This is a genomic window from Streptomyces sp. 7N604 (assembly GCF_052245475.1).
Classification (GTDB): Bacteria; Actinomycetota; Actinomycetes; order Streptomycetales; family Streptomycetaceae; genus Streptomyces.
Genome location: NZ_JBQQBX010000025.1, coordinates 1 through 24,992 on the forward strand (window position 1 = coordinate 1; position 24,992 = coordinate 24,992).

The window sequence follows — 24,992 nt, forward strand, 5'->3', positions numbered from 1 at the left end:
GACCATCACGGCCCGGAGACGGGGTATCAACATATCTGGCGTTGACTTTTGGCACGCTGTTGAGTTCTCAAGGAACGGACGCTTCCTTCAAAACCGTTTCACCGGTTTCTCCGGGCGCTTCCCTTCGGTGTTTCCAACCGTACCAGATCCGTTTTCCGTTCCGTTCCCGGTTCGGATTCGAATTCCGGTCCCCGTTGGAGGGGGCTGCGCCTTCCGGCGCAGCCACCACGTTAGCGGATTCCCTCCGGTGCTCATAATCGAGCATTCGGCTCGGATTTCGGCATGCCGAAATCGTCCCCGAGGGGAGATCGTGCGTCAGTGGTTTGCCGCCGGTGCGGCGCGAGTAGTTGTCTGCGGGATCGTGGTGACTCCGTGACAACCCGAAGGACTGTACACGACTCTCCGCGGCGCTTCAAACGCATAGCCGGGGGCGCGTTGGAGCGAAAAGTCGGGTGCGTGACGAAGCATGCGCCGACCCAGGACTACGTGGACGGGGTGTTGAGGGCCGGGGCGGAGCGGGCGCGGGCGCTTGCGCGTCCTCGGGTGGACGCGGCCTACCGGGCGATCGGGCTGCTGCCCGCGGTGTGAGCTGTCGGCCCTGTCGCGGGCTCGGCGGCCTCGGCGTCCGCCGCAGTCGTTGCCGTCGTTGCCGTCGTTGCGACCGTCGCGGTCGTCGCGGTCGTTGCGGACGGCCTTGCGGAGAAAGCCGCGCGGTAGTCGCGCGGGCTCGTGCCGAGGCGGGTGGCGAAGTGCTGTCGCATCGTGACCTCGCTGCCGAAGCCCGCGCGGCGCGCGACCTCGGGCATCGGCAGATCGGTGCGTTCGAGGAGCTTCTGCGCCGCGGCCAGCCGCTGTACGAGGAGCCAGCGGAGCGGTGTGGTGCCGGTGGTGGACGCGAAGTGGCGGGCGAAGGAGCGCGGGGACATGCCCGCCCAGCCGGCGAGCAGAGCGACGGTCAGCGGCTCGTCGAGGTGGCGCAGGGCCCGCTCGCGTACGGCTGCCAGGGCGTCCGCGTCGCGATTCGCGGGCGGCGTCGGACGTTCGATGAACTGGGCCTGGCCACCCGTGCGGAAGGGGGCGGTGACCATGGACCGGGCGATGGTCGCCGCGACCTCAGCGCCATGGGCCATACGGACCAGGTGGAGGCAGAGGTCGATGCCAGCGGCGACTCCCGCGGAGGTCCAGATGCCGCCGTCTTCGGCGAAGAGGGCGTCCGGTTCGACGATGACGGCGGGGTGGCGTTCGCGGAGGAGGCCGGTGAGGTTCCAGTGGGTGATGGCGCGGCGGCCGTCGAGCAGGCCCGCCTCGGCGAGGGTGAAGGCGCCGCCGCACAGGGCGGCGACCGGAACGCCCGCGCCGTGGGCGCGGCGGAGCGCGGCCAGCACCGGTTCGGGGGTGCGGGCGGTGTGGTCCTCCAGGCCGGGGACGACGACGAGGTCCGCCGTACGGACCCAGCCCAGGCCGCGGTCGGGGCTGAGGGTGAGCCCGCCTGGCATGGCGACGGGTGCGCGGCCCTCCCCGCAGCGGCGCAGCTCGAAGGGCGGGACACCGCGGTCGGTGCGGTCGACGCCCCAGATCTCGGTGATCACGGCCACGTCGAACGCGCGGATGCCCGGGAAGGCGAGGAGGGCGATGCGCTGCATGGCTGCCATGGTGGCAGGGTGCCAGGGTTCGGCGGGGTTTGGCAGCTATCCATCGGTCCGGTGCTGTTCTGCCACTGGGCGGGAGTGGGCGAGCTCGGCAGGATCCTCGGCATGGAGAACAGCGAGACGGGGCACAGCAGAGTGCTCGACGTGACGGCGGCGCTGATCGTCGTGGATGTGCAGAAGGGCTTCGGCGACGCGGAGTTCTGGGGGGTGCGGAACAATCCGGCCGCCGAGGCGAACGTCGCCTCGCTGCTCGCGGCCTGGCAGGACAGCGGACGGCCGGTGGTGTTCGTACGGCATGACTCGGCGCAGCCGGACTCGCCGCTGTGGCCGGGGCAGCCGGGGAACGACTTCCAGGAGTTCGTGGCGGAGCGGCGGGGGAAGGGGAGCGGGCCGGAGCTGCTGGTGACGAAGTCGGTGAACTCGGCCTTCTACGGGGAGCCGGACCTCGACGCCTGGCTGAGGGGAACGGGCAGCCGCCAGATCGTCGTTGCGGGCATCCAGACGAATATGTGCGCGGAGACGACGGCGCGGATGGGCGGAAACCTGGGGTACGAGGTGCTGTTCGCGCTGGACGCGACGTACACCTTCGGCTTGGGCGGGCCGTACGGCTGGCGGCTGAGCGCGGATGAGCTGGCGCGGGCGACGGCGGTGTCGCTGCACGGTGGGGGCTTCGCGGAGGTGGTGGCGACGGAGGAGCTGGTGCGTGCGGCTCGGCCAACCAGGGGTGGGGGCGCGCCGCCGGCGGGGGGTGAGCGGCGGGGGTGAACGGGGGGCTTTGAACGGGGGCGGGTGAGGCTTACGGGGGCGGGGCGCGCGCCTACGGGGGCGGGCGCGCGCCCGGGTGCGTCAGCCCTTGCCGGTGGCCAGTTCGCGGCTGCGGTCGCGGGCCGCTTCGAGGGCGGCGAGGAGTGCGGCTCGTACGCCGTGGCGCTCGAGCTCACGGATGGCGTTGATCGTCGTACCCGCGGGGGAGGTCACGGCCTCGCGGAGCTTCACCGGGTGCTCGCCGCTGTCGCGGAGCATGACGGCGGCGCCGATGGCGGCCTGGACGATCAGGTCGTGGGCCTTGTCGCGGGGCAGGCCGAGGAGGATGCCGGCGTCGGTCATGGCCTCGACGAGGAAGTAGAAGTAGGCCGGGCCGGAGCCGGAGAGGGCGGTGGCCGCGTCCTGCTGGGCCTCCGGGACGCGCAGCGTCTTGCCGACGCCGCCGAAGATCTCCTCGGTGTGGGCGAGGTGCTCGGCGGTGGCGTGGCTGCCCGCGGAGATGACGGACATGGCCTCGTCGACGAGGGCGGGGGTGTTGGTCATGACGCGGACGACCGGGGTGCCGGCGGCGAGCCGCTGCTCGAAGTAGGCGGTGGGGATGCCGGCGGCGCCGCTGATGACCAGGCGGTCGGAGGGGACGTGGGGGGCGAGCTCGTCGAGCAGTGCGCCCATGTCCTGGGGCTTGACGGTGAGGATGAGGGTGTCGGCGATCTTGGCTGCTTCGGGGTTCGGGACGGCCTCGACGCCGTAGCGGGCGCGGAGCTCTTCGGCGCGTTCGGTGCGGCGGGCGGTGACGAGGAGGTCGGACGGGGACCAGCCGCCGCGGATCATGCCACTGAGCAGGGCTTCGCCGATCTTGCCGGTGCCGAGAACGGCGACCTTTTGCGTCATGGTGTCGCTCACCTCATCGGGGGTGCGGGGAGTGCGCGTGAGCGCACGTGGTGCGGGGGTGTGCGCGTGAGCGCGCGTCGTGCGGGGTCCATCCTGGCACCCGCGCGACCGCTGTGCCGGTGCCCCGCCTCCGGTGGGGCCGCGACCGCTGCGCCGGTGCCCCGCCTCCGGCGGGGCTTCTTCCCACCCACCCGCCCTTCAAAGGGGCTCCGCCCCTTGATCCCGGGCCCGGCTGGGCACGGCCTTGCCCTTCCGGGCACCCGGGTACCGCGGGCACCACGGGCACCGCCAGCATCCCCCTACGAGCACCGCCAGCACCGCGCCTTCGGCGCGGTCTTCCCACCCGCCCGCCCTTGAAAGGGCGGGGGAAGACCTGGAGCGAAGCGCCGCGCGGGGCTCGCGGTGCGGAGGTGACGCGCGCCTGGGGCACCGCGCTGACGCGTCGTGGCGTTGGGGCGTGGGGGCAGTGCCGCATCCGTGCGGCAGCGCGGTGGCGTGTGGCGGTGTTAGGGCGTGCGGCGACGGAGGGTGGCGGCGCCCAGGGTGAGGACCAGGAGGGCGCTCGCGGCGACGATGATGGCGTCGCGGATGAAGTCGTCGGAGACCGAGGTGTGCTGCAGCACCTCGTTCATGCCGTCGACCGCGTACGACATGGGCAGCACGTTCGAGATCGCCTCCAGCACCGGCTGCATCGTGTCGCGCGGCGCGAAGAGCCCGCACAGCAGGATCTGCGGGAAGATCACCGCCGGCATGAACTGCACCGCCTGGAACTCGGATGCCGCGAAGGCCGAGACGAAGAGCCCGAGTGCCGTGCCGAGCAGCGCGTCCAGTAGCGCGACGAGGAGCAGGAGCCACGGGGAGCCCGCGAAGTCGAGGTCCAGTGCCCAGAGCGCGAGGCCGGTGGCGAGGGCGGCCTGGGCGATGGCCAGCACGCCGAAGGCCAGGGCGTACCCGAGGATCAGGTCGGGCTTGCCCAGCGGCATCGAGAGCAGCCGTTCCAGCGTGCCGGAGGTGCGCTCGCGCAGCGTGGCGATCGAGGTGACCAGGAACATCGTCACCATCGGGAAGATGCCGAGCAGCGAGGCGCCAATGCTGTCGAAGGAGCTCGGGCTGGCGTCGAAGACGAAGTACAGCAGGACGAGCAGCAGGCACGGCACGAGCAGAAGCAGCGCGATCGTGCGTCGGTCGTGGCTGAGCTGGCGCAGCACGCGGCGGGCCGTGGCCAGAGTCCGGGTGGCGTTCATCGGGCCGCTCCCTCCTGCTTCGTAGCAGCTTTCTGATGCGCTGCGTCCCCCTGCTTCGCGGCGTCGACGAGGTGCAGGAAGGCGCCCTCGACGGTGTCGCTGGCCGTACGCTCGCGCAGCACCTCCGGTGTGTCGTCGGCGAGGATCCGGCCTGCCCGCATGAGCAGCAGCCGCTGGCAGCGCTCGGCCTCGTCCATGACGTGCGAGGAGACGAGGAGCGTGGTGCCGCGCTCTCCTGCGAGGCGGTGGAAGAGGTTCCACAGGTCACGGCGGAGTACGGGGTCGAGCCCGACCGTCGGCTCGTCGAGTACGAGCAGCTCCGGGGCGCCGAGCAGGGCCACCGCGAGGGAGACGCGGGAGCGCTGGCCCCCGGACAAGTTCCCGGCGAGGGCGTCGGCGTGGTCGGTGAGGTCGACCTCCCCGAGGGCGCGGTCGACCTGGGCGAGCCGGTCCGTGCGGCTGAGCCGGGGGTCGAGGATCGCGGCGTAGTAGTCGAGGTTCTGGCGGGCCGTCAGGTCGTCGTAGACGGACGGGTCCTGGGTGACGTAGCCGACGAGGGAGCGCAACGGGGGTGAACCGGCCGGGCGGCCGAGGACGTCGAGCGTGCCGGTGACCTTGGCCTGGGTTCCGACGAGTGCGCGCATGAGCGTCGACTTGCCGCAGCCGCTCGGCCCGAGGAGCCCGATGACCTGGCCATACGGGATGTCGAAGTCGAGGTTGTCGAGGACGGTGCGGCCACCGCGTACGACGCTGAGGCCGCGGGCCCGGACGGCGGACTCGGCACGTCCGGGGTCCCCCCGGAAGGCACGCCCGGCGGCACCCGTACCGGCGCGTCCGGCGACGCGCCCAGCGGATTTATTCATCATGCGTTGAATAATGCGCCCGCCGGGCCGGGCGAGTCAAGGGCGTTGCCCGGCGCGGAATGGCGGCACCCGGGAGTCCGTAGGCCCCGGACGTCCGTAGGCCCGGACGTCCGTAGGCCCGGACGTCCGTAAGCCGTAGGCCCCGGACGTCCGGAGGCCCGTAGGGTCTGCGCTGTGGCTCCTCCGCTCCCCCGCCCCCGTGCGCGCCCACGCCCCCGCGCCCGCGGCCTGCTGCCCGCCGCTCTCGCCGCCGTGCTGCTGTCGGCCCCAGGCGTGGCGTCGTGCACGGCCGGCGAAGAGGGTGGTGACGGCGGCAGGGCGGGGGCGCATGGGGCCGGGGATCCGCTGTTCCCACGGCTCGGGAACGGCGGGTACGACGTGGACCACTACGCGCTGCGGCTCGACTACGACGTGCACAGCCGCCGTCTCGACGCCACCGCCGTCGTCACCGCCCGAGCCACCCACGCGCTGCGCAGCTTCAGCCTCGACCTCGCAGGCCTGGCCGTCAGGAGCGTGTCCGTCGACGGGCGGAAGGCGGAGGCGCGGCGCGAAGGGAACGAGCTGATCCTCCGGCCGGACCGCACCGTCGGGAAGGGCGCCACGTTCCGTACGACCGTCGCGTACGGCGGCCGCCCCCGCACCCTCACCGACCCCGACGGCTCGACCGAGGGCTGGGTGCCGACGGACGACGGGGCGTACGTGGTCGGTGAGCCCGCAGGGGCCATGACCTGGTTCCCGGGCAACAACCACCCCGGCGACAAGGCCGCCTACGACGTCGAGATCACCGTCCCGCGGGGCTGGACCGCCCTCTCGAACGGCGAGCTGCGCGACGAGCGGACGCAGGACGGCCGCACCACCTTCAGCTGGCACAGCGCCGAGCCGCTGGCGAGTTATCTCGCCACCGCCACCATCGGGAAGTTCGAGGTGAGCCGGTCGGAGACGGCGAGCGGGCTGCCGCTGCTGGTCGCCGTGGACCCGCGCGAGACCGGGAAGAGCCGGAAGCCGCTGGCCGGGATCGGGGAGATCCTGGAGTGGGAAGCGGGTCTCTTCGGGCCGTACCCCTTCTCCTCCTCGGGCTCGATCGTCGACCACCGGCCGAAGGACGTCGACTACGCGCTGGAGGTCCAGACGAAGCCGTTGTTCCCGGGCGCGCCGGACCACTCGACGGTGCTGCACGAGCTGGCGCACCAGTGGTTCGGCAACTCCGTGACGCCGAGGACCTGGCGGGACATGTGGCTCAACGAGGGCTTCGCGTCGTACGCGGAGTGGCTGTGGGAGGAGCAGCACGGCGGGGACTCGGCGCAGACGACCTTCGACGACCTCTACGCGACGGACGAGGACGAGGAGTTGTGGGCCTTCCCGCCGGGCGACCCGGGCCGCGCCGAGAACCTCTCGGGCGACCCGGTCTACGACCGCGGCGCGATGGCGCTGCACCAGCTGCGGCGCGCGGTCGGGGACCGGGCCTTCTTCCGGATCCTCAAGGGGTGGCCCGCCGAGTACCGGCACCGCAATGCCGATACGGGCGACTTCATCGCCTACTGCGAGGAGCGGACGGGGCACGACCTGGACGAGCTGTTCGACACCTGGCTCTACAAGGACGGGCGGCCCAGCCGAGCGCCGCTCAATTAGCGCTCTCCTGCACGGCTTCGGGAGTCAGTCCGCGGCTTCGGGAGCCAGGCCAGGACACATCAGGGCAGGCCAGATCAGGCCCCGCCGCGTCAGGTCAGCCGATGCCGGGGACCAGGCGGAGGGCCGACGGGTGGCGGGCCGCCAGGTGGAGGAGGCGGATCGTCGAGCGGACCACCTGTTCCTTGACCCGGGCCGCCGGGCGGCCGGTGAGGGCCCGTTCGCGCGGCGAGTCGTCCGGCCGTACGAGCTGGATCAGCCCGTCTCTCCGGCCGAGGCTCACGCCCTGCGACACGAATCCGAAGCGCAGCGGCCGCGGCTCCTCGCCGCGCGCCTCCGCCGTGATCGCGGCGGCCGCGTGCGCGCCCGTGGGCATCGCGGTCGCACAGGCCATGCGCAGCGGACCGGCGGCGGGCGAGAAGGACGCGGCGGCGTCCCCGGCCGCGTAGACCTCGGGGTGCGAGACCGAGCGCAGCGCCGCGTCGACCAGCACCCGCCCGCTCCCGTCGACGGCCAGCCCGGCGCGGGCCGCCAGGTCGGTCGCGGCGGTCATGGAGGCGGCCCAGAGCACGGCGTCGGCGTCCACCTCGTCGGCGGAGCCGACCCGGTGACCCTCCTCGATCCGGACCCCGCGCGCGTGGAGGGCCCCGACGACATGGCCGCGGCCCTTCTCCGAGAGCCCGGCGCCCAGTTGGCCGGACGTCAGCAGCCGCACCTCCCAGTCCGCGCAGGACTCGGCGAGTTCGGCGGCCAGCTCGATGCCGGTCAGGCCGCCGCCGACGATCGTGAGCGAGCCGGGCCCGTCGAGCAGCCGCTTGCGCAGCGCCTCCGCGGACTCTGTGGTGTAGGCGCGGCTGCCGGTGCCGAGGACCCCGCCGCGGATGTCGGTGCGGCTGCCCAGCGCGTAGACGAGCCGGTCGTACGGAACGCTGCGGCCGTCGTCCGTACGGACGGAGCGGGCGGCGGTGTCGATGTCCGTGGCGCGCGCGGTGATGTGGGTGACACCGGTGCCGTCGAGAAATCCGGCGAGCGGGAGGGTCACATCGGGTCGCCCCGCGGCGAGTTCGTGCAGCCGTACGCGCTCGGTGAAGCGGTCGCTCGGGTCGATGAGCGTGACGTCGTGGTGGGCGGCCAGCCGGAGTGCGGCCATCAGGCCCGCGTAACCGGCGCCGAGGACCACGACCTGCTGCTGATGACGGGTGTGCCGGGTGTGCCTGCGCCTCGCCATGTCTCCTCCTCGGATGAGCGGTTGTCACCACGGGGACGACGCGGCGGCTCAGGGTGTGACGATGACCTCGGTCACAGCGACCTCGGCCCACAGCGACCTCCGTCACAGCGCGTCCAGGTCGAGGTGGCGGAGCTTGTCCGGGTTGAGGACCGCGTCGATCCCGGCGATCAGCCCGTTCTCGGCGACGGTGAAGGCGAAGACCGCCGCCTGCTCGCCCACCGGGTCGACGAAGACGAGTCCCGGCGCGCCGTTGACGTCCCGTACGAGCACGGCCATCCGGGCCGGGTCGAAGCCGCGCGCCAGGCGCTGTACGAAGCGGGCCACCTTCTCGTCGCCGACCACCGGCACGCGGGCCGCGGTGACCTTGCCACCGCCGTCGGAGCGCCAGACGACCCCGGGGTCGAGGATCTTCAACAGCCCGTCGAACTCCCCGCCCGCCACGGCCGCGAGGAACGCCTCGACCGCCCTCCGGTGCTCAGTGCGGTCCACCGCCCGGCGCGGGACCCCGGCCCGTACGTGCTTGCGGGCGCGCGAGGCCAGCTGCCGTACGGACTCGGGGGTGCGGCCGACGACTTCGGCGATCTCGGGGAACGGCACGGCGAAGACGTCGTGCAGGACGAAGGCCGTGCGCTCGGCGGGGGTGAGCCGCTCCAGGACCGTGAGCAGGGCCATGCTGACGGACTCGTCGAGCGTCACCCGGTCCTGCGGGTCGAGCGCGAGCGCCTCGGCGTCGTCGGCGGAGGCGGCAACGACGGGCTCGGGGAGCCAGGGCCCGACGTAGGTCTCGCGCCGGGAGCGGGCCGAGCCGAGCTGGTCGTAGCAGATGCGGCTGACGACGGTGGTGAGGTACGCGCGGGGGTCGGCGGCCTCGCCGTCGGGCAGCGCCTGCCAGCGCAGCCAGGCTTCCTGGACGGCGTCGTCTGCGTCGGCGACGGACCCGGTGATCCGGTAGGCGACGCCCCACAGGCGGCCTCGGTGCTCCTCGAACGCGCTCAGCTCCGCCATGGGCGCCGCCTGCCTCTCCTCGTATGTCCTCGTGGGGCCTGTCAGGGCCTATCAGGCCTACGAGAAGGACGAAGCAGCCGGGCGGAGTGTGACAGTGACGTCGACCGCGTACGCCTCCTCGACGATGCCGTCGGGGAAGAGGCGGAGCAGCTCCGCCCGCTCGTCCTGGAGGACGGGGCCGGCGTTCTCGGGGCCGATGACGATGAGGTGCGAGCGGCTGCCGAGCATCGCGAGGTGGGTGTCGAGGGAGACCTTGCGCGTCCAGTGCAGGCGGGTGCGGACCGGGCGGATGCCGGGGCCGAGGCCGAGACCTTCGATGATCGCGTCGGCGTGCGGGGCCACGTCCTTCGCGTGGTAGCCGGGCAGCCGGCGGGCGAGCCGGGCCTCCTGCTCGGCGGCCCACGGCACGTCCGGGTCGGGCACGTTCCACCACACGACGAGGGCCCCGCCGGGGCGGAGCACGCGCAGCGCCTCGGGCACGGAGCGGGCGGGGTCGGTCCAGTGCCAGGACTGGGCGTACGTGACGAGATCGGCGCTCTCGTCCGTGAGCGGCAGGTCGTTGCCGTCCCCGCGGATGAGCGGGACCTCGGGCAGGGCGGCGTGCAGCTGCGCGGCCATGGCGGCTCCGGGCTCGACGGCGGTCACACGGGCGCCGCGCCCACGCAGCAGCCGGGTGGCGATCCCGGTGCCCGCCCCGACGTCGACCACGTCGGCCCCGGCGAGGGGCCGCCCGGCCAACAGCTCGACGGTGTCGAAGAGACGCGGTGGGTAACCGGGGCGGGCGGCGGCGTACTGGACGGCGACGGCGTCGAAGGAGAGCGCGTGGAGGGGGTGGGTGTTCTGCGGACTCCCGGGCAGACTGCGGGCTGGTGGCTCCGGCGGGGAGGTCATGCGGACATCCTGCCGGGGCGGCGAGCCCGGTCAAGACCGCGTCCGGTGCGGTGCGTTGCCGACCGGCGCGCGGTCCGGACCGGCGCGTCGTGCGCCCGCGGTCCCCCGCCCGCCGTCCCCGCCCGCGCGGCCGCGCCCGCCGTCCCCGCCCGCGCGGCCGCGCCTGGCCGTCAGCGCAGCAGTGACCTGGCCGTTGGGGTGAGACGCAGCAGCTCGGGAGTGCGGCTGAACCACTTACGAGCGGGTCGGCGTACGGGTCGGCGTGCGAGCGGTCAGCGGCGCTTGCGCCTCTTCGTCGAAGGGCTGCTCGAAGGGCTGTTGGTGGCCGCCGCACGGGCGGCCGGGTTGCCTGCGCGCGTGGCGCGGCGGCGCTCGTAGAGGGTGCGCTCGCGCTCGTACTCGGCGCGGTGGAGCTTCTCGCCCGGGGCCTCGACCAGGCTGCGCAGGAACCAGGCGAGCAGCACGCCGATGAAGCCGACCATCCGGAGGCTCTGCATCGACCGCTCAACGGAGGCGTCCCCCGGTTCCGCCCGCCGCGTGAAGCCCTCCCACGTGCGGCGGAAGGCGAGCGCGCTGCACGCCGCGAACATCACGATCACCAGCACGCTGACGAAGCCGCTGACGGCGGCGATGGCCAGACCCTGGTAGCCGAAGCGCAGCAGAAACGCCCCCGCCGCGGCCGCGAGCAGCGAGCCCGCGGCGACTCCGGCGCGCCGCAGCCCGTAGTTCCCGTCGTGGTTCACCCATGTCGTGCCGAAGAACCGGAGCGGTTCCGGCCGGGGTCCTGCGGGCTGCTGCGCGTCACTCATGCCGACGATTATCGCCCGGACGCTGGGAAAGCCTCCGGGCCGGGGCACAGGCAGCGCCCCCCGCCCCGGGACGTAGGCAAATCAGGAGCAGCGCGGGGCGACGTAACCGTCGCTGCCCGTTTTCACGTAGGCGTCCGATACGTACTCCCCGCGGCCGATCTTGTCCCAGATCCGCGTCGTGCCGTACGGGCCGCTGACCGTCTCGCCAGGGCGCTGGCAGTGGATCGGCACGCGCGCGCCGTACGGCAGCACCCTCACCAGGCGGCTGCTGGTGCTGGGTCCGCTGCGGACGTTCAGGCGGTAGCCGGGCGCGACCGGGTACGTGACCTGGTCGGGCGCGGCGGTCACCTCGACGGCCGTCGTGGTGGGTCTCTCCGCCGTCTCCGCCGGCTCCCCGATCCCCACCGTCTTCGCCAGAACCTCTTCCGTGGCCATAACGGCCCCTCCCCCGTTTTTTGAAGTTTTGGACGACATGCGGAGGCTAGCAAGCCCTGCCTGTCCCGTACGCGTCATCGACTAGGCTCCTGAAAGTCGCAACTGCGGCCGAATACACGGGGGTGGGCGATGCCGCCGCTGCGCAGTGCCGGGAGGGGCCCGGAAGCGGAGGATCCGGAATACGCCGGGCAGTACCGGCTCGAGGCACGCCTGGGCTCCGGCGGCATGGGCGTCGTCCACCTCGCCCGCTCCGCGTCCGGGCTGCGGCTCGCGGTGAAGGTGATCCACGCGGACTTCGCCGCGGACGACGAGTTCCGCGCGCGCTTCCGGCAGGAGGTGGCCGCGGCCCGGCGGGTGAGCGGGGCCTTCACCGCGCCGGTCGTCGACGCGGACCCCGACGCCGTACGGCCCTGGATGGCCACCCTCTTCATCCCCGGCCCCACGCTCGCCGACCACGTGAAGCGGAACGGCCCGCTGGCGTCGCCGGAGGTGCGGCGGCTCGCGGCCGGGCTCGCGGAGGCGCTGCGCGACATCCACCGGGCCGGTGTCGTGCACCGCGATCTGAAGCCGGGCAACGTGCTGCTGGCCGAAGACGGCCCGAAAGTCATCGACTTCGGGATCTCCCGGCCGTCGGACAGCAATCTCCGGACGGAGACGGGGAAGCTGATCGGCACACCGCCCTTCATGGCGCCGGAGCAGTTCCAGCGGCCGCGCTCGGTGGGACCCGCGGCGGACATCTTCGCGCTGGGTTCTGTGCTGGTGCACGCGGCGACGGGACGGGGGCCCTTCGACTCGGAGAGCCCGTACATCGTGGCGTACCAAGTCGTCCACGACGAGGCGGACTTGGCGGACGTCGCCGAAGACCTGGTTCCGATGATCCGCGCCTGCCTGGCCAAGGACCCGGCGGACCGGCCGACGCCGGACGCGCTCATGGCCATGCTGCGGGCGATGGCGGAGGACGGTGACGCCGCGGGGGGCGGCCCGGGCGCGGCCGACACCGCGGTGGGCGGCACAGGCTCGGTCGGCGGCCGGGGGTCGGCTGCCACCGCGCGCGGGCACGCGCGCGTGCCCGCGCAGCGGCGATACTCGCCTCCCGGGGCCGATGGGGTCACCGCCGATGCCGTCGGCCATCCGGCCCCAATGAGCCCGGAGTGGCCCGAGGTTCATGAGCAGGGATCGCCCTTCGCTGCTGAGGCCGCGTGGGAGCCGGACAACAGCACCGCGGCTCATCAGTCCTTGCGGGCTACGCCGGACGAAGCCGCGCTGCCGGAGTTCGCCCGCGGCACGGGCGCCCACCGGGACGAGGCGGAAGAGCCGGAAGAGCCGGAAGGGTCCGCGCCTCGCACAACGGCCCGGTCCGGCGGCCGAGCCACCACAGCGACCCCGAAGAACGCCAGCGACCTTGCCCCGGCCGCAGGAGCCACGGACGGGCCGGCCGTGCACAAGCCGATCCTGTCCGACCCGGGCCAGGCCACCGCAATAGCTGCCCGGCGACGGCGGCGGGTTCGGTGGGTGGCCCTGGGGGCGGCTGCTGCCGTGCTGCTCGGAGCTGGTGTGGCCGTCGCCGTACGGCAGACGGACGGGGAGCGGCCCATGGCCGCCACGACGCGCAGCAACGCGGCCGCGCCCACCTCCCCGTCCCACCCGTGGCGGACCACCGTGGCCGTGGCGGGCGCTGCGCGGTCCGGTCTCACCGCGCCCGTCTGCTCGTACGCGCCGTACGCGGGCGGGTCGCTGTACTGCACCGCCCGCGGTGTGAAGGCCGCCCGGCTCGATCCCGCGACCGGCCGGGAGGTCTGGTCGCGGGACGCCGCCGCCAAGGCGTCCGCGGAGGAGTCCGCGGAGGAAGCCGCCGCGGAGGAAGCCGCCCCCGAGGCGCCGGTGTTCTGCGGCGGACTGCTCCACGTCATGTCCGTCTCGTCCGGCGGCGGCGCCCGCCTCGAGGCCCTGGACCCGGCGAGCGGCGCAACCCGCTGGAGCAAGGACGTCTCGGCGTACGAAGGCCGCGTCTATCACGCGGGCGACACGGTGCTGCTGGTCTCCGGTGACGGCACGGTCCGCGCGCTGCGCGGCGCGACGGGCGAGGAGCGCTGGCGGCGGCCGTACGCAGGGCGGGGCCTGCCGGTGTTCACCGCGTACAGGAAGGGCGGCGGCGGCAGCGACGGTGACGGAAACGGGAAGGTGCAGACCGCGTACGGCACGGCGACGTCGGACGACGGCTCGCACACCTTCGTGACCGCCATCGACCCGGCCACGGGCGACACCCGCTGGCAGCGCACGCTGACCGGCTACCTCACGCCGGTGGGGACCGCGGCCAACGGCAAGTCGCTCCTGCTCACCTCCTCCGACCTCCAGCAGCGCACCGACGCCGTCGTCCGCTACGACCCGGGCAGCCGCCGCGAGCGGCGCGTACCGCTGGCGGTGCCGCTGGACTCGGCGACGACGGGCGTGCACGGCGACACGGTCCATCTGCTCGCCCACGGCGGCACGTTGATGGCCGTCGACACCCTCCGCAGCGCCCCGGCCGCGGACCCCGAGCGAGCCGAGCTCTGGCGGATGGAGACCTCGGTCAGCAACGCCTCGCAGCTCGCGGCGACGGCCGACCGGCTCTACTTCACCGCCGCCGACGGCCGGTTGCTGGCCATCGACGCCCGCCGCGGCGTGCTCGCCGGGCAGACGCCGCCCCGCATGAACCCGGAGAACCGCGGTTACGCGGCCGCGGTGCCCGCGCCGGTCGTGGCGGGCGGAAGGGTCTTCGGCGCGGCGCCGGACGGCACGGTCTTCGCGGTAGACGGCAGCAGGCCCGGCCACTGGTGACGGCGGGCCGCGCCCCGGCCGCGTACCCAGGGTCAGTGTGGAGACCTGGCGACCTGAGCGTCCCCCGACTTCCTGTACAGTTGTCCAGGAAGTCAGAGGACGTCACGTCACGTCAGGTCATTCAAGGGGATCCGAACCATGCAAACGGTCGCGCAGGTCCTGGTCGGCGTCGTGGCCGCACTCCACGCGTACTTCCTGGTGCTGGAGATGTTCCTGTGGCAGCGCGCGCCGGGGCTGCGGCTCTCCGGGATGGACGCAGGGACGGCCAGGGCCACCGCGCCGCTGGCGGCCAACCAGGGGCTCTACAACGGGTTTCTGGCCGCGGGCCTCGTCTGGGGGCTCGCCGCCGGTGATCCGACCGGCTTCCGCGCGCAGGTCTTCTTCCTGGGCTGCGTGGTGATCGCGGGCATCTACGGAGCGGCCACCGCAAACCGCCGCATCCTGATCGCCCAGGCCCTGCCCGGCGCACTCGCGCTCGCCGCCGTCCTGCTCGCCGGCTGACGGCCGGCGCCCGCCGACCGCCCGTTGACCGCCCGTTGACCGCCCGTTGACCGCCTGATGACTGCCTGTTGACCGCCGCCATGTCCGCAGAGGATCCACGCACCGTCCGCACCAGGGCACGCCTACGAGAAGCCCTGCTGGCCGAATGCGCCACCCGCCCGCTGGAGAAGGTCAGCGTCTCCGCCCTGGCCCGCCGGGCGGGTATCGGCCGGGCCACCTTCTACCTGCACTACGACGACATGCAGGCCCTTGCGACGGACGCCTGCGCCGAGGTCGTACGCAACGCCGTGGACGCGCTCCACGCCTGGCAACGCGGCGCCACCGTCCCGGCGGCGGTCCCGGCGCGGCCGCCCCGGGCACTCACCGAGTTCTTCGCCACCGCGGCCGACCGCCGCGACCTCTACCGCACCCTGCTGCGGCCCGGCGGCAGCGGCCCGCTCGGCGAACTGCTCCATCAGGAGCTGCGCGAGCGGTCCTTGAGAGAACGGGAACGGACGGGCGCGCCCCATGCCGCCCTCGCCGCTTCCGCCGTGGCCACGGCCTTCACCGGCGTCCTCGCCGACTGGCTGCACGGCTTGATCGACGCGGACCCGCAGGCCATCGCCCGCCAGGTCTGGCAGCTCCTGCTCGCCATCCACCAGGCCTGGACCCGGTAGAGGGCAACGAAGTCGCAGTCGTACGGGACTTCCGGACGGGCCGGCGCGCTACGCCCCAGCAGCGCGCCACACACAGGACAGCGATCGGGTGGCGGCCCGCAGGCCCGCCACCCGATCGCTCACTCGCTCACTCGCTCACTGGCTCACTGGCTCACTGGCTCAATCGCCGGAGCATCAGCCCAGTTTGCTGACGTCCCGCACCGCGCCCTTGTCCGCGCTGGTCGCCATCGCCGCGTACGCCCGCAGCGCCTGCGAGACCTTGCGGTCGCGGTTCTTCGGCGCGTACACGCCGCCCAGCGCCTCGCGCCGCGCCGCCAGTTCCTCGTCGGAGACCTTCAGCTCGATCGCGCGGTTCGGGATGTCGATCCGGATCGTGTCGCCGTCCTCGACGAGCGCGATCGTGCCGCCGGACGCCGCCTCGGGCGAGGCGTGGCCCAGGGACAGGCCGGACGTGCCGCCCGAGAAGCGGCCATCGGTGATCAGGGCGCACTTCTTGCCCAGGCCGCGGCCCTTGAGGAAGGAGGTCGGGTAGAGCATCTCCTGCATGCCGGGGCCGCCCTTGGGGCCCTCGTAGCGGACGACGACCACGTCGCCCTCCTTGACCCGCTTGGAGAGGATCGCCTCGACGGCCTCCTCCTGTGACTCGACGACGACGGCCGGGCCCTCGAAGGTCCAGATCGACTCGTCCACGCCCGCCGTCTTCACCACGCAGCCGTCCTCGGCCAGGTTGCCGTAGAGGATGGCGAGGCCGCCCTCCTTGGAGTACGCGTGCTCGACGTCGCGGATGCAGCCGCCCGCGGCGTCGGTGTCGAGGGACTCCCAGCGCTCGGACTGGGAGAAGGCCTCGGCCGAGCGGCGGCATCCGGGCGCGGCGTGGAAGAGTTCGACGGCCTCGGCCGAGGGGGAGCCGCCGCGGATGTCCCACTGCTTCAGCCAGTCGGCGAGCGTGGGGCTGTGAACGGTGTGCACGTCCTCGCGGAGCAGGCCCGCGCGGTAGAGCTCGCCGAGGATGGCGGGGATGCCGCCGGCCCGGTGCACGTCCTCCATGTGGTAAGTGCCGTTGGGCGCGACCTTGGACAGGCAGGGCAGGCGCCGGGACAGGGCGTCGATGTCCTGCATGGTGAAGTCGAGCCCGGCCTCCTGGGCGGCCGCGAGCAGGTGCAGGATCGTGTTGGTGGAGCCGCCCATCGCGATATCGAGGGCCATGGCGTTCTCGAAGGCGGCGCGGGTGCCGACGGAGCGCGGCAGGACGGTCTCGTCGTCCTGCTCGTAGTAGCGCCGGGTGATCTCGACGACGGTGCGGCCCGCGGCCTCGTACAGCTCCTTGCGCGCGGTGTGCGTGGCGAGGACCGAGCCGTTGCCGGGGAGGGAGAGGCCGATCGCCTCGGTGAGGCAGTTCATCGAGTTGGCGGTGAACATGCCGGAGCAGGAGCCGCAGGTCGGGCAGGCGGCCTCTTCGATACGGGCCAGGTCCTCGTCGGAGACGGACTCGCTGACCGCGTCGGACATGGCGCTGATCAGGTCGAGGCCGGTGCGGACCGTGCCATTGACGAGGGTCGCCTTGCCGGCCTCCATCGGGCCGCCGGAGACGAAGACGGCCGGGATGTTGAGGCGCATGGCGGCCATCAGCATGCCCGGGGTGATCTTGTCGCAGTTGGAGATGCAGATCAGGGCGTCGGCGCAGTGCGCCTCGGTCATGTACTCGACGGAGTCCGCGATCAGATCGCGGGAGGGCAGCGAGTAGAGCATCCCGCCGTGGCCCATGGCGATGCCGTCGTCGACCGCGATGGTGTTGAACTCGCGCGGGATGCCGCCTGCGGCCTTGATCGCGTCGGAGACGATCCGGCCGACCGGCTGGAGGTGGGTGTGGCCCGGCACGAACTCGGTGAAGCTGTTGGCCACCGCGATGATCGGCTTGCCGAAGTCCTCGCGCTCTACGCCAGCGGCCCTGAGCAGGGCGCGAGCCCCCGCCATGTTGCGGCCATGGGTAACGGTGCGGGACCTCAGCTCGGGCATTGGGCTCCACTCCCTCGTGATGTGGATGGTTTTTCGAGCCTACGCCTCAGCTCCAAGATCTGGACAGTCTGTCCGAATTCCGGAATCGGCCGGGGCGCCCTTCGGGCGGGCTCCGTCGAGGCGGCTTCCGCCCTCTTTGAGCCTCTTCCCTTCAAGTCTCTCAGGCCTCTCAGGACTCTCAGGCCTCGGTCAGGTACCGCTGCAGCGTGGGCGCCACCATCGCGACGATGTCCTCCATGTCCGCCGTCGCGAGCGGCTCGACCTTGACCACGTACCGCAGCATCGCGATCCCGACCAACTGCGAGGCGGCGAGCTCGGCCCGGAACTTCGGGTCCGGCACCTTCAGCTCCCCCGCCACCCGCCCCAGCAGCCTGCGCAGCACGAAGCTCCGCAGCGCGCCCGCGGCCGCCTCGTGCGTCACCGCGGAGCGGATGACCGCCAGCAGCGGGGCCCGGGTCACCGGGTTCTCCCAGATGCCGAAGAAGTGGCGGGCCAGCCGCTCGCCGATCCCCTCGGGGCCCTGCGCCAGCACGTCGGGCACGCTCAGCGCGGGCTCGAAGGAGACCTCGATGGCCGCCGCGAAGACCTGCTCCTTCGTGCCGAAGTAGTGGTGGACGAGGGCCGGGTCGACCTCCGCGGCCTTGGCGATGCCCCGGATCGACGTCTTGTCGTAACCGCGGGCGGCGAACTCTGCGCGGGCGGCGGAGAGGATGCGGTCCCGCGCGACGGGTCCCGCCGCGGCGTCCGTACGGGCCGGGCGGCCGCGTCTGCGCGGAGGGTGGGTGGTCACGGCGTCACGGCCTTCCCTGTCACGGCCTTCCCCTCACGGCCTTCCCTGTCACGGCCTTCCCTGGCGTTCCCCATCACGACCGTCCCTGGCCTTCCCCGTCACGGCCTTCCCCGGCCCTCCCGTCACGGCCTTCCCGCGCCCGTCGGGGACGCGAGATGCAGCCGGGTGAAGGCCAGCGCCTCCGCCAGGTCGGCCTCGCGCTCGGCGGCCGACATCGCACGCCGGGTGTTGACCTCGACGACCACATGGCCGCGGAACCCGCCGACCGCCAGCCGCTCCAGCAGCTCGGCGCAGGGCTGGACGCCGCGCCCGGGCACCAGGTGCTCGTCCTTGCCCGAGCCGCTGCCGTCGGCGAGGTGGATGTGAGCGAGCCGGTCGCCCATCCGGTCGGCCATGGACAGCGCGTCGCAGCGGGCCGTCGCCGTGTGCGACAGGTCGATCGTGAAGTGCCGGTAGTCGTCCTTGGTGACGTCCCAGTCGGGCGCGTACGCGAGCATCTCGCGGTCCCGGTAACGCCACGGGTACATGTTCTCGACCGCGAACCGCACATCGGTCTCACCGGCCATCCGCCAGATTCCGCGTACGAAGTCCCTGGCGTAATTGCGCTGCCACCGAAAGGGCGGGTGTACGACGACCGCGGAGGCGCCCAGCTTCTCCGCGGCCGACTTCGCCCGCTGCAGCTTCGTCCACGGGTCGGTGGACCACACCCGCTGCGTGACCAGCAGACAGGGCGCGTGCACGGCCAGGATCGGCACCCCGTGGTAGTCGGAGAGGCGGCGCAGCGCGACGATGTCCTGGCTCACCGGGTCGGTCCACACCATGACCTCGACGCCGTCGTAGCCCAGGCGCCCGGCGACCTCGAAGGCCGCCGCCGTCGACTCCGGGTACACGGAGGCGGTGGACAACGCGACCTTCGCGTCCGGGATGCGCACCACTGGTTGAGCCACGGGAGACAGGGTACGGCGTGCCGCGCGGGGCAAAAGAGGGCCAAGCCCGCCATCTGCCCCCGGCCGCCGGTCAGGACGACGGCAGGTGGTCCAGGCGGCGGAGGATGACGCCCTCGCGCAGCGCCCAGGGGCAGATCTCCAGCTCCTCCACCCCGAACAGGTCCATCGCGGCCTCCGCGACCAGCGCTCCCGCGACCAGCTGCGGCGCCCGCCCCTCGGAGACTCCTGGCAGCTCAGCGCGCTTGTCGGCGGGCATCGTGGCCAGCTTCGGCACCCACTCCTCCAGCGCCTTGCGGGTCAGGGTCCGCTGCACGTACAGACCCTCGGCCGAACGGGCCGCGCCCGCGATCCTGGCCAGCTGCCGGAAGGTCTTCGAGGTGGCGACCACGTGGTCCGGCTCGCCGAGCCGTGTGAACTCGCCCACAATCCGCGCGATCTCCGTCCGCACATGGCGGCGCAGCGCCCGTACGTCCGCCGGGTCCGGCGGGTCGCCGGGCAGCCAGCCGGTGGTCAGCCGGCCCGCGCCGAGCGGCAGCGACACCGCCTTGTCCGGGTCCTCGTCGAGCCCGTACGCGATCTCCAGCGAGCCGCCGCCGATGTCCACGACGAGCAGCCGCCCCGCCGACCAGCCGAACCAGCGGCGGGCCGCGAGGAAGGTCAGCCGGGCTTCCTCCTCGCCCTCCAGCACGGTCAGGTCGACGCCGGTCTCCTCGGCGACCTGGGCCAGTACGGCGTCGGCGTTGGAGGCTTCGCGGACCGCGGAGGTCGCGAACGGGAGCACTTCCTCGACGCCCTTGTCCTCGGCCGCCTGGAGAGCGTCGTGAAGGGTGGCGATCAGCGTCGCGATCCCGTCCGGGCCGATCGCACCGTCCCCCTCGAGGAGTTCGGCGAGCCGCAGCTCCGCCTTGTGGGAGTGGGCGGGCAGCGGGCGCGCACCGGGGTGCGCATCCACGACCAGCAGATGAACCGTATTCGAACCCACGTCGAGGACACCGAGTCTCATACGGTGCACGCTACTGCGGCGGGTGAGCGCCCTTGTACGCGGCCGGACCCGCTTACCCTGGGGGCGTGGCAAAGACCAAAAAGGCCAAGCAGGGCAAAGCAGCCCAGAAGCGGCGTGTGCCTCAGCCTCCTCAGCCCCCTCAGCCCGTGCAGTCCCCGCTCTCCCCGGAATCCGAGCCGGACGAGGTGGGGCTCGACTACGCGCGGGCCTGGGTCGAGTTCCCCGACCCCGCGGACGAGGAACAGGTCTTCCGCTGCGACCTGACCTGGCTGACCTCCCGCTGGACGTGCATCTTCGGCAGCGGCTGCCAGGGCATCCAGGCGGGCCGCGCCGACGACGGCTGCTGCACGCTCGGCGCGCACTTCTCCGACGAGGACGACGAGCGGCGGGTCGCCGAGCACGCGGCGCGGCTCACGCCCGAGATCTGGCAGCACCACGGTGTGGGGACCAGGACGGGGTGGGTCGAGGTCGACGACGACGGCGAGCGGCAGACCCGGCGCTGGAAGGGCTCCTGCATCTTCCAGAACCGCCCCGGCTTCGAGGGCGGCGCGGGCTGCGCGCTGCACATCCTCGCGCTGCGGGAGGGGCGCGAGCCGCTGGAGACGAAGCCGGACGTGTGCTGGCAGCTGCCGATCCGGCGGACGTACGAGTGGGTGGACCGGCCGGACGACAGCCGGGCGCTCGTCATCTCGATCGGCGAGTACGACCGGCGGGGGTGGGGGCCGGGCGGGCACGACCTGCACTGGTGGTGCACGAGTGCGCGCTCCGCGCACGGGGGCGGGGAGCCGGTGTACGTCTCGTACCGGGCGGAGCTCACGGAGCTCATGGGCAAGGCGGCCTATCACCGCCTCGCGGATCTGTGCGAGGAGCGGATGGCGTCGCTGCTGCCGATGGCTCCGCATCCGGCGGATCCGGACCCGGCGCGGTAGACGGGGCCCGGCGCGGTAGATAGGGCCCGGCGGCTGGAGGGGCTGTGTGTTCTGGTGCCGGGGACGGGGTGGGGCGGCCCCCTCCCGGCGGCATGATTTACGGGCCGGCACGGGTCGTCGTACATCTGCGGCCCGGCTGCAGGCCGGCCCACAAATCACGCTTTAGTGCCTGGAGGGGGCCGCCCCACCCCGTCCCCTCCCACCGGTGGCCCGCCGCGGCTCAGCAGCGGGGCTTGGCGGCTGTGGACGCGAACGTCGTCGTCCCACCGCGTCCCGTCCCGCAGGTGGCTGCCGCAGCTCGGCAGATGCTTGACCGCTGCGTCCCGTCCCCTCCCGCCGGTGGCCCGCCGCGGGTCGGCGGCGCCGCCTGGCGGCTGTGGGTGCCGCAACCTTGGGCAGTATCCGCGCGGGTGGAAGACGAACCCCCCGGCCAGGGCCTGGGGCGTGTCAGTTCGTCGGGCTGGGGGAGTCGGAGCCGCTCGGCGGCAGGGAGCTCGTGGTACCCGACGGGGTTGGCGTCGGCTCCGGGTCCGTGGGGCTCGGGGTGGGTTCCGGGGTCGCGCCGCGGCCCTGGATCGTGACCACCGTCCGCGCCGGATCGATCGCGACCCGCGCCGTCCACGCCCCCTCCGGCTCCCGCGCCTCGTCCACCGACACCGTGATCGTCACCGACTCCCCCGGCCGCAGCTCCCCCGCCGTACGGCTCAGTTGCAGCCACGGCGCGTCCGCGTACGCCCTCCACCGCACCGGCGCTCCGCCCGACGCTCGCAGCGTGATGAGCGTCGTGTCGCCGCTCGGCTGCGCCTCGACGGTCAGCCGCCCCGGCGAGTGGGTCGGGGTCGGCCGGCCGGGCCAGGACGAGCCGCCGCCCGGCGGGGAGGAGGGGCCGGGCGGCGTCGTCCGGCCCGCGCCGTCGCGATCGCGGTGACGGCCGCGGTCACCGTCGTGCCGGCGCCGGTCGCCGTCCCCGTCTCCGTAGACGACCTCGACCGACACGTCAGGGGAGTGGCTGCTGCCCGGCGTGAAGCGCGGGTGGGGCCCGGTCTGCGCGTTGCCCGCCTTCTCGTACGGGTGCCCGGCGAGGCCGTCGGGGGTCTCGGCCCCTGCGGCGGTCACCGGGCTGCTGGCCTGCGCCTCGCCGAGCAGCGGCGCCCCCCGGTATGCCCCCCAGAGTGCGAGCAACGGCGCGGCCACCACGGTCGCGACCACGGTGGTCGTCATGGCCCGGCTGCGCATCCGCCGACGGCGCGCCACCCGGTCCTTGGGGTCGACCGGGAACCCGCTGCGGTCGTAGCGCGGCCCGCTCCGCGCAGCGGCGCCGCGCGCCCGGCCACGCGCGCGTAGGGCACGGGTCATCGCCGCGTAGAGGGCGGGCCGCGGTGCCTCGAGCACCGGCAGCGTGCCGGGCAGTGCCGTACTGCCGGGCCACGGCCCGCCCGCCGTGGCGCGCTCGGCGGTCCTGCGGCACTCGGGACAGTCGTCGACGTGCCGTACGAGCTCGCGGCGCAGCGCGGTGCCCAGCAGCACCTGGCTGTCACCGGTGAGCCGGGCGACGACCGGACAGCTGCCGCGCTCGACGACGACGAGCGCGGCACGGGTCCGTTCCACCTCGCAGGCGGCGGTGGAGAGCAGCGCGCAGGCCGCGTCGTGCTCCATGCCGAGGACGGCGGCGACCTCGTCGGCCACCAGCCGGTGCCGGACCGCGAGTTCGAGGGCTTCGCGCTGCTCGGGTGTGATGCCCGCGGCCTCCGGCCAGGCGAGCGCGCCGAGTTCGCGGCGGCGCTGGACGGCCGCGGCCTCGGAGAGGCCGGGCTCCGCGGGCCGCGCGGCGGGCTGGGCGTCGTGGGCGCGGTGATTCTCGGCCAGCTGCTGGAGGCAGGCCCAGCGGGCCAGGGCGTAGAGCCAGGACCGGCGCTGTGCCTCGTCGGCGGGGCGGCGGCCGTACTGCCGCTCGGCGATGGCGAGGACCTCGCCGAGCACCGAGGTGGCGGCGTCGTGCTCGCAGAGGACGGACAAGCAGTACGTGAACAGGCCGTCCAGATACGGCTCGTAGCGCGCGCCCCGCCGCTCCTGTTCTGTGCGCGGGGAGGCGGACCGGGACGCGGACTTGGCGGCGCTCCGGGCGGAGCCCTGCGCACTGCGGTGCGCCCGGTGTGCGCCGGTGGTGTGCGTTGGATGCTCCTGCCTGCTGCTCATCTGGCCGAAGGTAGGCGGATGATGCCGTGCCTCTCGCCCTACTTGCGCAGGTTTAACCCTTACGGGTGACCATCACCCTCAAAAGAGGACACGCGTTCCTCTTCTCAGCGGAGCGTTCTGCTATGGAGCCGTCGCGCGCGTGCGCGGCGTACTCCGGCGCGTGACAGCGCAAGCCGACACCGCCCGCCCCTCCCGGGGACCGCGCCCGCCCCCGGGTCGCTCCCCCCGAGGGCCCGGCCCGCCCCGGCGCTGTCAGAGCCCACCGCTACGGTGACCCGCATGGCTGCTGCCCGTACGTCCCGCTCGTCCGCCAAAGACCGTCCCTCCTACCGCTGCACGGAGTGCGGCTGGACCACGGCCAAGTGGCTCGGCCGCTGCCCCGAGTGCCACGCGTGGGGCACCGTCGAGGAGTTCGGCGCGCCCGCGGTCCGTACGACGGCGCCGGGCCGGGTCACCTCGGCGGCGCTGCCCATCGGCCAGGTGGACGGGCGGCGGGCAACCGCCCGTTCGACGGGCGTCGCCGAGCTGGACCGGGTGCTCGGCGGGGGCGTCGTACCGGGCGCCGTCGTGCTGCTCGCCGGGGAGCCGGGCGTCGGCAAGTCCACGCTCCTGCTCGACGTCGCGGCGAAGGCGTCGTCCGACCAGGAGCGGACCCTCTACGTCACGGGTGAGGAGTCGGCGGGCCAGGTCAGGCTGCGCGCCGACCGCATCGGCGCGCTCTCCGAGCACCTCTATCTGGCCGCCGAGACCGACCTGTCCGCGGTCCTCGGCCACCTCGACACGGTCAAGCCGTCGCTGCTGGTCCTGGACTCCGTGCAGACCGTCGCCTCGCCCGAGATCGACGGCGCACCGGGCGGCATGGCCCAGGTCCGCGAGGTCGCCGGAGCCCTCATCCGCGCGTCCAAGGAGCGCGGGATGTCCACGCTCCTCGTCGGCCATGTCACGAAGGACGGCGCCATCGCAGGCCCCCGCCTGCTGGAGCACCTCGTGGACGTCGTCCTGCACTTCGAGGGCGACCGGCACGCCCGCCTCCGCCTCGTCCGCGGCGTGAAGAACCGCTATGGCGCGACGGACGAGGTCGGCTGCTTCGAGCTGCACGACGAAGGCATCACGGGACTGGCCGACCCCTCAGGGCTGTTCCTCACCCGCCGCGACGAGCCCGTCCCCGGCACCTGCCTGACCGTCACCCTGGAGGGCCGCCGTCCGCTCGTGGCCGAGGTCCAGGCGCTGACCGTCGACTCGCAGATCCCCTCCCCGCGCCGTACGACCTCGGGCCTGGAGACCTCCCGGGTGTCGATGATGCTGGCGGTGCTGGAGCAGCGCGGGAAGATCTCGCAGCTCGGCAAGCGGGACATCTACAGCGCCACGGTCGGCGGCGTGAAGTTGTCCGAGCCCGCCGCCGACCTGGCCGTGGCCCTCGCCCTGGCCAGCGCCGCGAGCGACACCCCGCTGCCGAAGAACCTGGTCGCCATAGGCGAGGTGGGCCTGGCGGGCGAGGTGCGCCGGGTCACGGGCGTGCAGCGGCGCCTTGCGGAGGCGGCCCGGCTCGGCTTCACGCACGCGCTCGTGCCCGTGGACCCCGGCAAGGTGCCGTCCGGCATGAAGGTCACCGAGGTCGCCGACATAGGAGACGCGCTGCGGGTACTGCCCCGGCGTGCGGGCCGTGAAGCGTCGCAATCCGGACGCCCCACATAAGGAGTCCGGCCGCCGGTAGACTTTGCCCTGGTCTCG

The 24,992-nt window shown here is 73.3% G+C and carries 21 protein-coding genes and 1 pseudogene; 8 read left to right on the forward strand and 14 right to left on the reverse strand.

Annotation, left to right across the window (positions count from 1 at the left end):
* Positions 1-461: 461 nt before the first annotated feature.
* Positions 462-588 (forward strand): annotated as a pseudogene (locus ACTWP8_RS25855) (tryptophan--tRNA ligase); the annotation flags it as partial.
* Here the strand turns inward: ACTWP8_RS25855 and ACTWP8_RS25860 are convergent.
* Positions 555-1,652: a GlxA family transcriptional regulator gene (locus tag ACTWP8_RS25860; protein ID WP_443324515.1), complete on the reverse strand. Its 1,098-nt coding sequence runs from the start codon at positions 1,650-1,652 to the stop codon at positions 555-557. The pseudogene ACTWP8_RS25855 and the gene ACTWP8_RS25860 sit on opposite strands and share 34 nt — an antisense overlap.
* A 102-nt stretch (positions 1,653-1,754) precedes the next feature.
* Between ACTWP8_RS25860 and ACTWP8_RS25865 the strand changes: the two genes are divergently transcribed.
* Positions 1,755-2,414 (forward strand): cysteine hydrolase family protein, encoded by a 660-nt coding sequence (locus ACTWP8_RS25865; protein WP_443324628.1) that lies wholly within the window; start codon positions 1,755-1,757, stop codon positions 2,412-2,414.
* Positions 2,415-2,495: 81 nt separating this feature from the next.
* On the opposite strand, the gene proC is transcribed toward ACTWP8_RS25865, so the two are convergent.
* The 3 genes from proC to ACTWP8_RS25880 all read right to left on the reverse strand — a co-directional run bounded on the left by proC (position 2,496) and on the right by ACTWP8_RS25880 (position 5,412).
* A complete protein-coding gene (gene proC / locus ACTWP8_RS25870; protein WP_443324516.1) occupies positions 2,496-3,305 on the reverse strand; it encodes a pyrroline-5-carboxylate reductase in 810 nt (269 codons plus the stop codon).
* Between the two features lie 506 nt (positions 3,306-3,811).
* Positions 3,812-4,549, reverse strand: coding sequence for an ABC transporter permease (locus ACTWP8_RS25875; protein WP_443324517.1), 738 nt, complete (start codon positions 4,547-4,549; stop codon positions 3,812-3,814).
* Positions 4,546-5,412 carry an ABC transporter ATP-binding protein gene (locus ACTWP8_RS25880; RefSeq protein WP_443324629.1) on the reverse strand — a complete coding sequence of 289 codons (867 nt, stop codon included), beginning with the start codon at positions 5,410-5,412 and terminating at the stop codon, positions 4,546-4,548. Before ACTWP8_RS25880 ends, ACTWP8_RS25875 begins: the two co-directional genes overlap by 4 nt.
* Before the next feature lie 174 nt (positions 5,413-5,586).
* Here ACTWP8_RS25880 and ACTWP8_RS25885 point away from each other — a divergent pair, with 174 nt between their 5' ends.
* Positions 5,587-7,041 (forward strand): M1 family metallopeptidase, encoded by a 1,455-nt coding sequence (locus ACTWP8_RS25885; RefSeq protein ID WP_443324518.1) that lies wholly within the window; start codon positions 5,587-5,589, stop codon positions 7,039-7,041.
* A 94-nt stretch (positions 7,042-7,135) separates the two neighbouring features.
* Here the strand turns inward: ACTWP8_RS25885 and ACTWP8_RS25890 are convergent, their stop codons facing one another.
* The 5 genes from ACTWP8_RS25890 to ACTWP8_RS25910 form a co-directional block, all read right to left on the reverse strand.
* Complete coding sequence (locus ACTWP8_RS25890) at positions 7,136-8,266, reverse strand: NAD(P)/FAD-dependent oxidoreductase (protein WP_443324519.1); 1,131 nt, start codon at positions 8,264-8,266, stop codon at positions 7,136-7,138.
* 102 nt (positions 8,267-8,368) lie between these two features.
* On the reverse strand, positions 8,369-9,271 hold the full coding sequence (gene sigJ / locus ACTWP8_RS25895; RefSeq protein ID WP_443324520.1) for an RNA polymerase sigma factor SigJ: 903 nt from the start codon (positions 9,269-9,271) through the stop codon (positions 8,369-8,371).
* A 57-nt stretch (positions 9,272-9,328) separates the two neighbouring features.
* Complete coding sequence (locus tag ACTWP8_RS25900) at positions 9,329-10,162, reverse strand: class I SAM-dependent methyltransferase (RefSeq protein WP_443324521.1); 834 nt, start codon at positions 10,160-10,162, stop codon at positions 9,329-9,331.
* Between the two features lie 272 nt (positions 10,163-10,434).
* Positions 10,435-10,971, reverse strand: coding sequence for a hypothetical protein (locus ACTWP8_RS25905; protein WP_443324522.1), 537 nt, complete (start codon positions 10,969-10,971; stop codon positions 10,435-10,437).
* 81 nt (positions 10,972-11,052) lie between these two features.
* Entirely contained in the window at positions 11,053-11,406 is a 354-nt protein-coding gene (locus ACTWP8_RS25910) for an SH3 domain-containing protein (protein WP_443324523.1), read from the reverse strand.
* Positions 11,407-11,535: 129 nt separating this feature from the next.
* On the opposite strand from ACTWP8_RS25910, the gene ACTWP8_RS25915 reads away from it, so the two are divergent.
* The 3 genes from ACTWP8_RS25915 (at position 11,536) to ACTWP8_RS25925 (ending at position 15,380) form a co-directional block, all read left to right on the forward strand.
* On the forward strand, positions 11,536-14,223 hold the full coding sequence (locus ACTWP8_RS25915; protein WP_443324524.1) for a protein kinase domain-containing protein: 2,688 nt from the start codon (positions 11,536-11,538) through the stop codon (positions 14,221-14,223).
* A gap of 138 nt (positions 14,224-14,361) precedes the next feature.
* A complete protein-coding gene (locus ACTWP8_RS25920) occupies positions 14,362-14,724 on the forward strand; it encodes a DUF1304 domain-containing protein (RefSeq protein ID WP_443324525.1) in 363 nt (120 codons plus the stop codon).
* A gap of 80 nt (positions 14,725-14,804) precedes the next feature.
* Positions 14,805-15,380: a TetR/AcrR family transcriptional regulator gene (locus ACTWP8_RS25925; protein WP_443324526.1), complete on the forward strand. Its 576-nt coding sequence runs from the start codon at positions 14,805-14,807 to the stop codon at positions 15,378-15,380.
* A 174-nt stretch (positions 15,381-15,554) separates the two neighbouring features.
* Here the strand turns inward: ACTWP8_RS25925 and ilvD are convergent, their stop codons facing one another.
* The 4 genes from ilvD to ACTWP8_RS25945 form a co-directional block, all read right to left on the reverse strand.
* Positions 15,555-17,396 carry a dihydroxy-acid dehydratase gene (gene ilvD, locus ACTWP8_RS25930; protein ID WP_443324527.1) on the reverse strand — a complete coding sequence of 614 codons (1,842 nt, stop codon included), beginning with the start codon at positions 17,394-17,396 and terminating at the stop codon, positions 15,555-15,557.
* Between the two features lie 178 nt (positions 17,397-17,574).
* Entirely contained in the window at positions 17,575-18,186 is a 612-nt protein-coding gene (locus ACTWP8_RS25935) for a TetR/AcrR family transcriptional regulator (RefSeq protein WP_443324528.1), read from the reverse strand.
* A 122-nt stretch (positions 18,187-18,308) separates the two neighbouring features.
* Positions 18,309-19,133 carry a sugar phosphate isomerase/epimerase family protein gene (locus ACTWP8_RS25940; protein WP_443324529.1) on the reverse strand — a complete coding sequence of 275 codons (825 nt, stop codon included), beginning with the start codon at positions 19,131-19,133 and terminating at the stop codon, positions 18,309-18,311.
* Between the two features lie 70 nt (positions 19,134-19,203).
* On the reverse strand, positions 19,204-20,136 hold the full coding sequence (locus ACTWP8_RS25945; protein ID WP_443324530.1) for a Ppx/GppA phosphatase family protein: 933 nt from the start codon (positions 20,134-20,136) through the stop codon (positions 19,204-19,206).
* Between the two features lie 65 nt (positions 20,137-20,201).
* On the opposite strand from ACTWP8_RS25945, the gene ACTWP8_RS25950 reads away from it, so the two are divergent.
* The gene (locus tag ACTWP8_RS25950) at positions 20,202-21,065 is read left to right on the forward strand and encodes a hypothetical protein (protein ID WP_443315745.1); all 864 of its coding nucleotides are present in this window, start codon (positions 20,202-20,204) and stop codon (positions 21,063-21,065) included.
* Positions 21,066-21,512: 447 nt separating this feature from the next.
* On the opposite strand, the gene ACTWP8_RS25955 is transcribed toward ACTWP8_RS25950, so the two are convergent.
* A complete protein-coding gene (locus ACTWP8_RS25955; RefSeq protein ID WP_443324531.1) occupies positions 21,513-23,261 on the reverse strand; it encodes a BACON domain-containing protein in 1,749 nt (582 codons plus the stop codon).
* Positions 23,262-23,540: 279 nt separating this feature from the next.
* On the opposite strand from ACTWP8_RS25955, the gene radA reads away from it, so the two are divergent.
* Positions 23,541-24,956 (forward strand): DNA repair protein RadA, encoded by a 1,416-nt coding sequence (radA, locus tag ACTWP8_RS25960; RefSeq protein WP_443324532.1) that lies wholly within the window; start codon positions 23,541-23,543, stop codon positions 24,954-24,956.
* Positions 24,957-24,992: the final 36 nt, after the last annotated feature.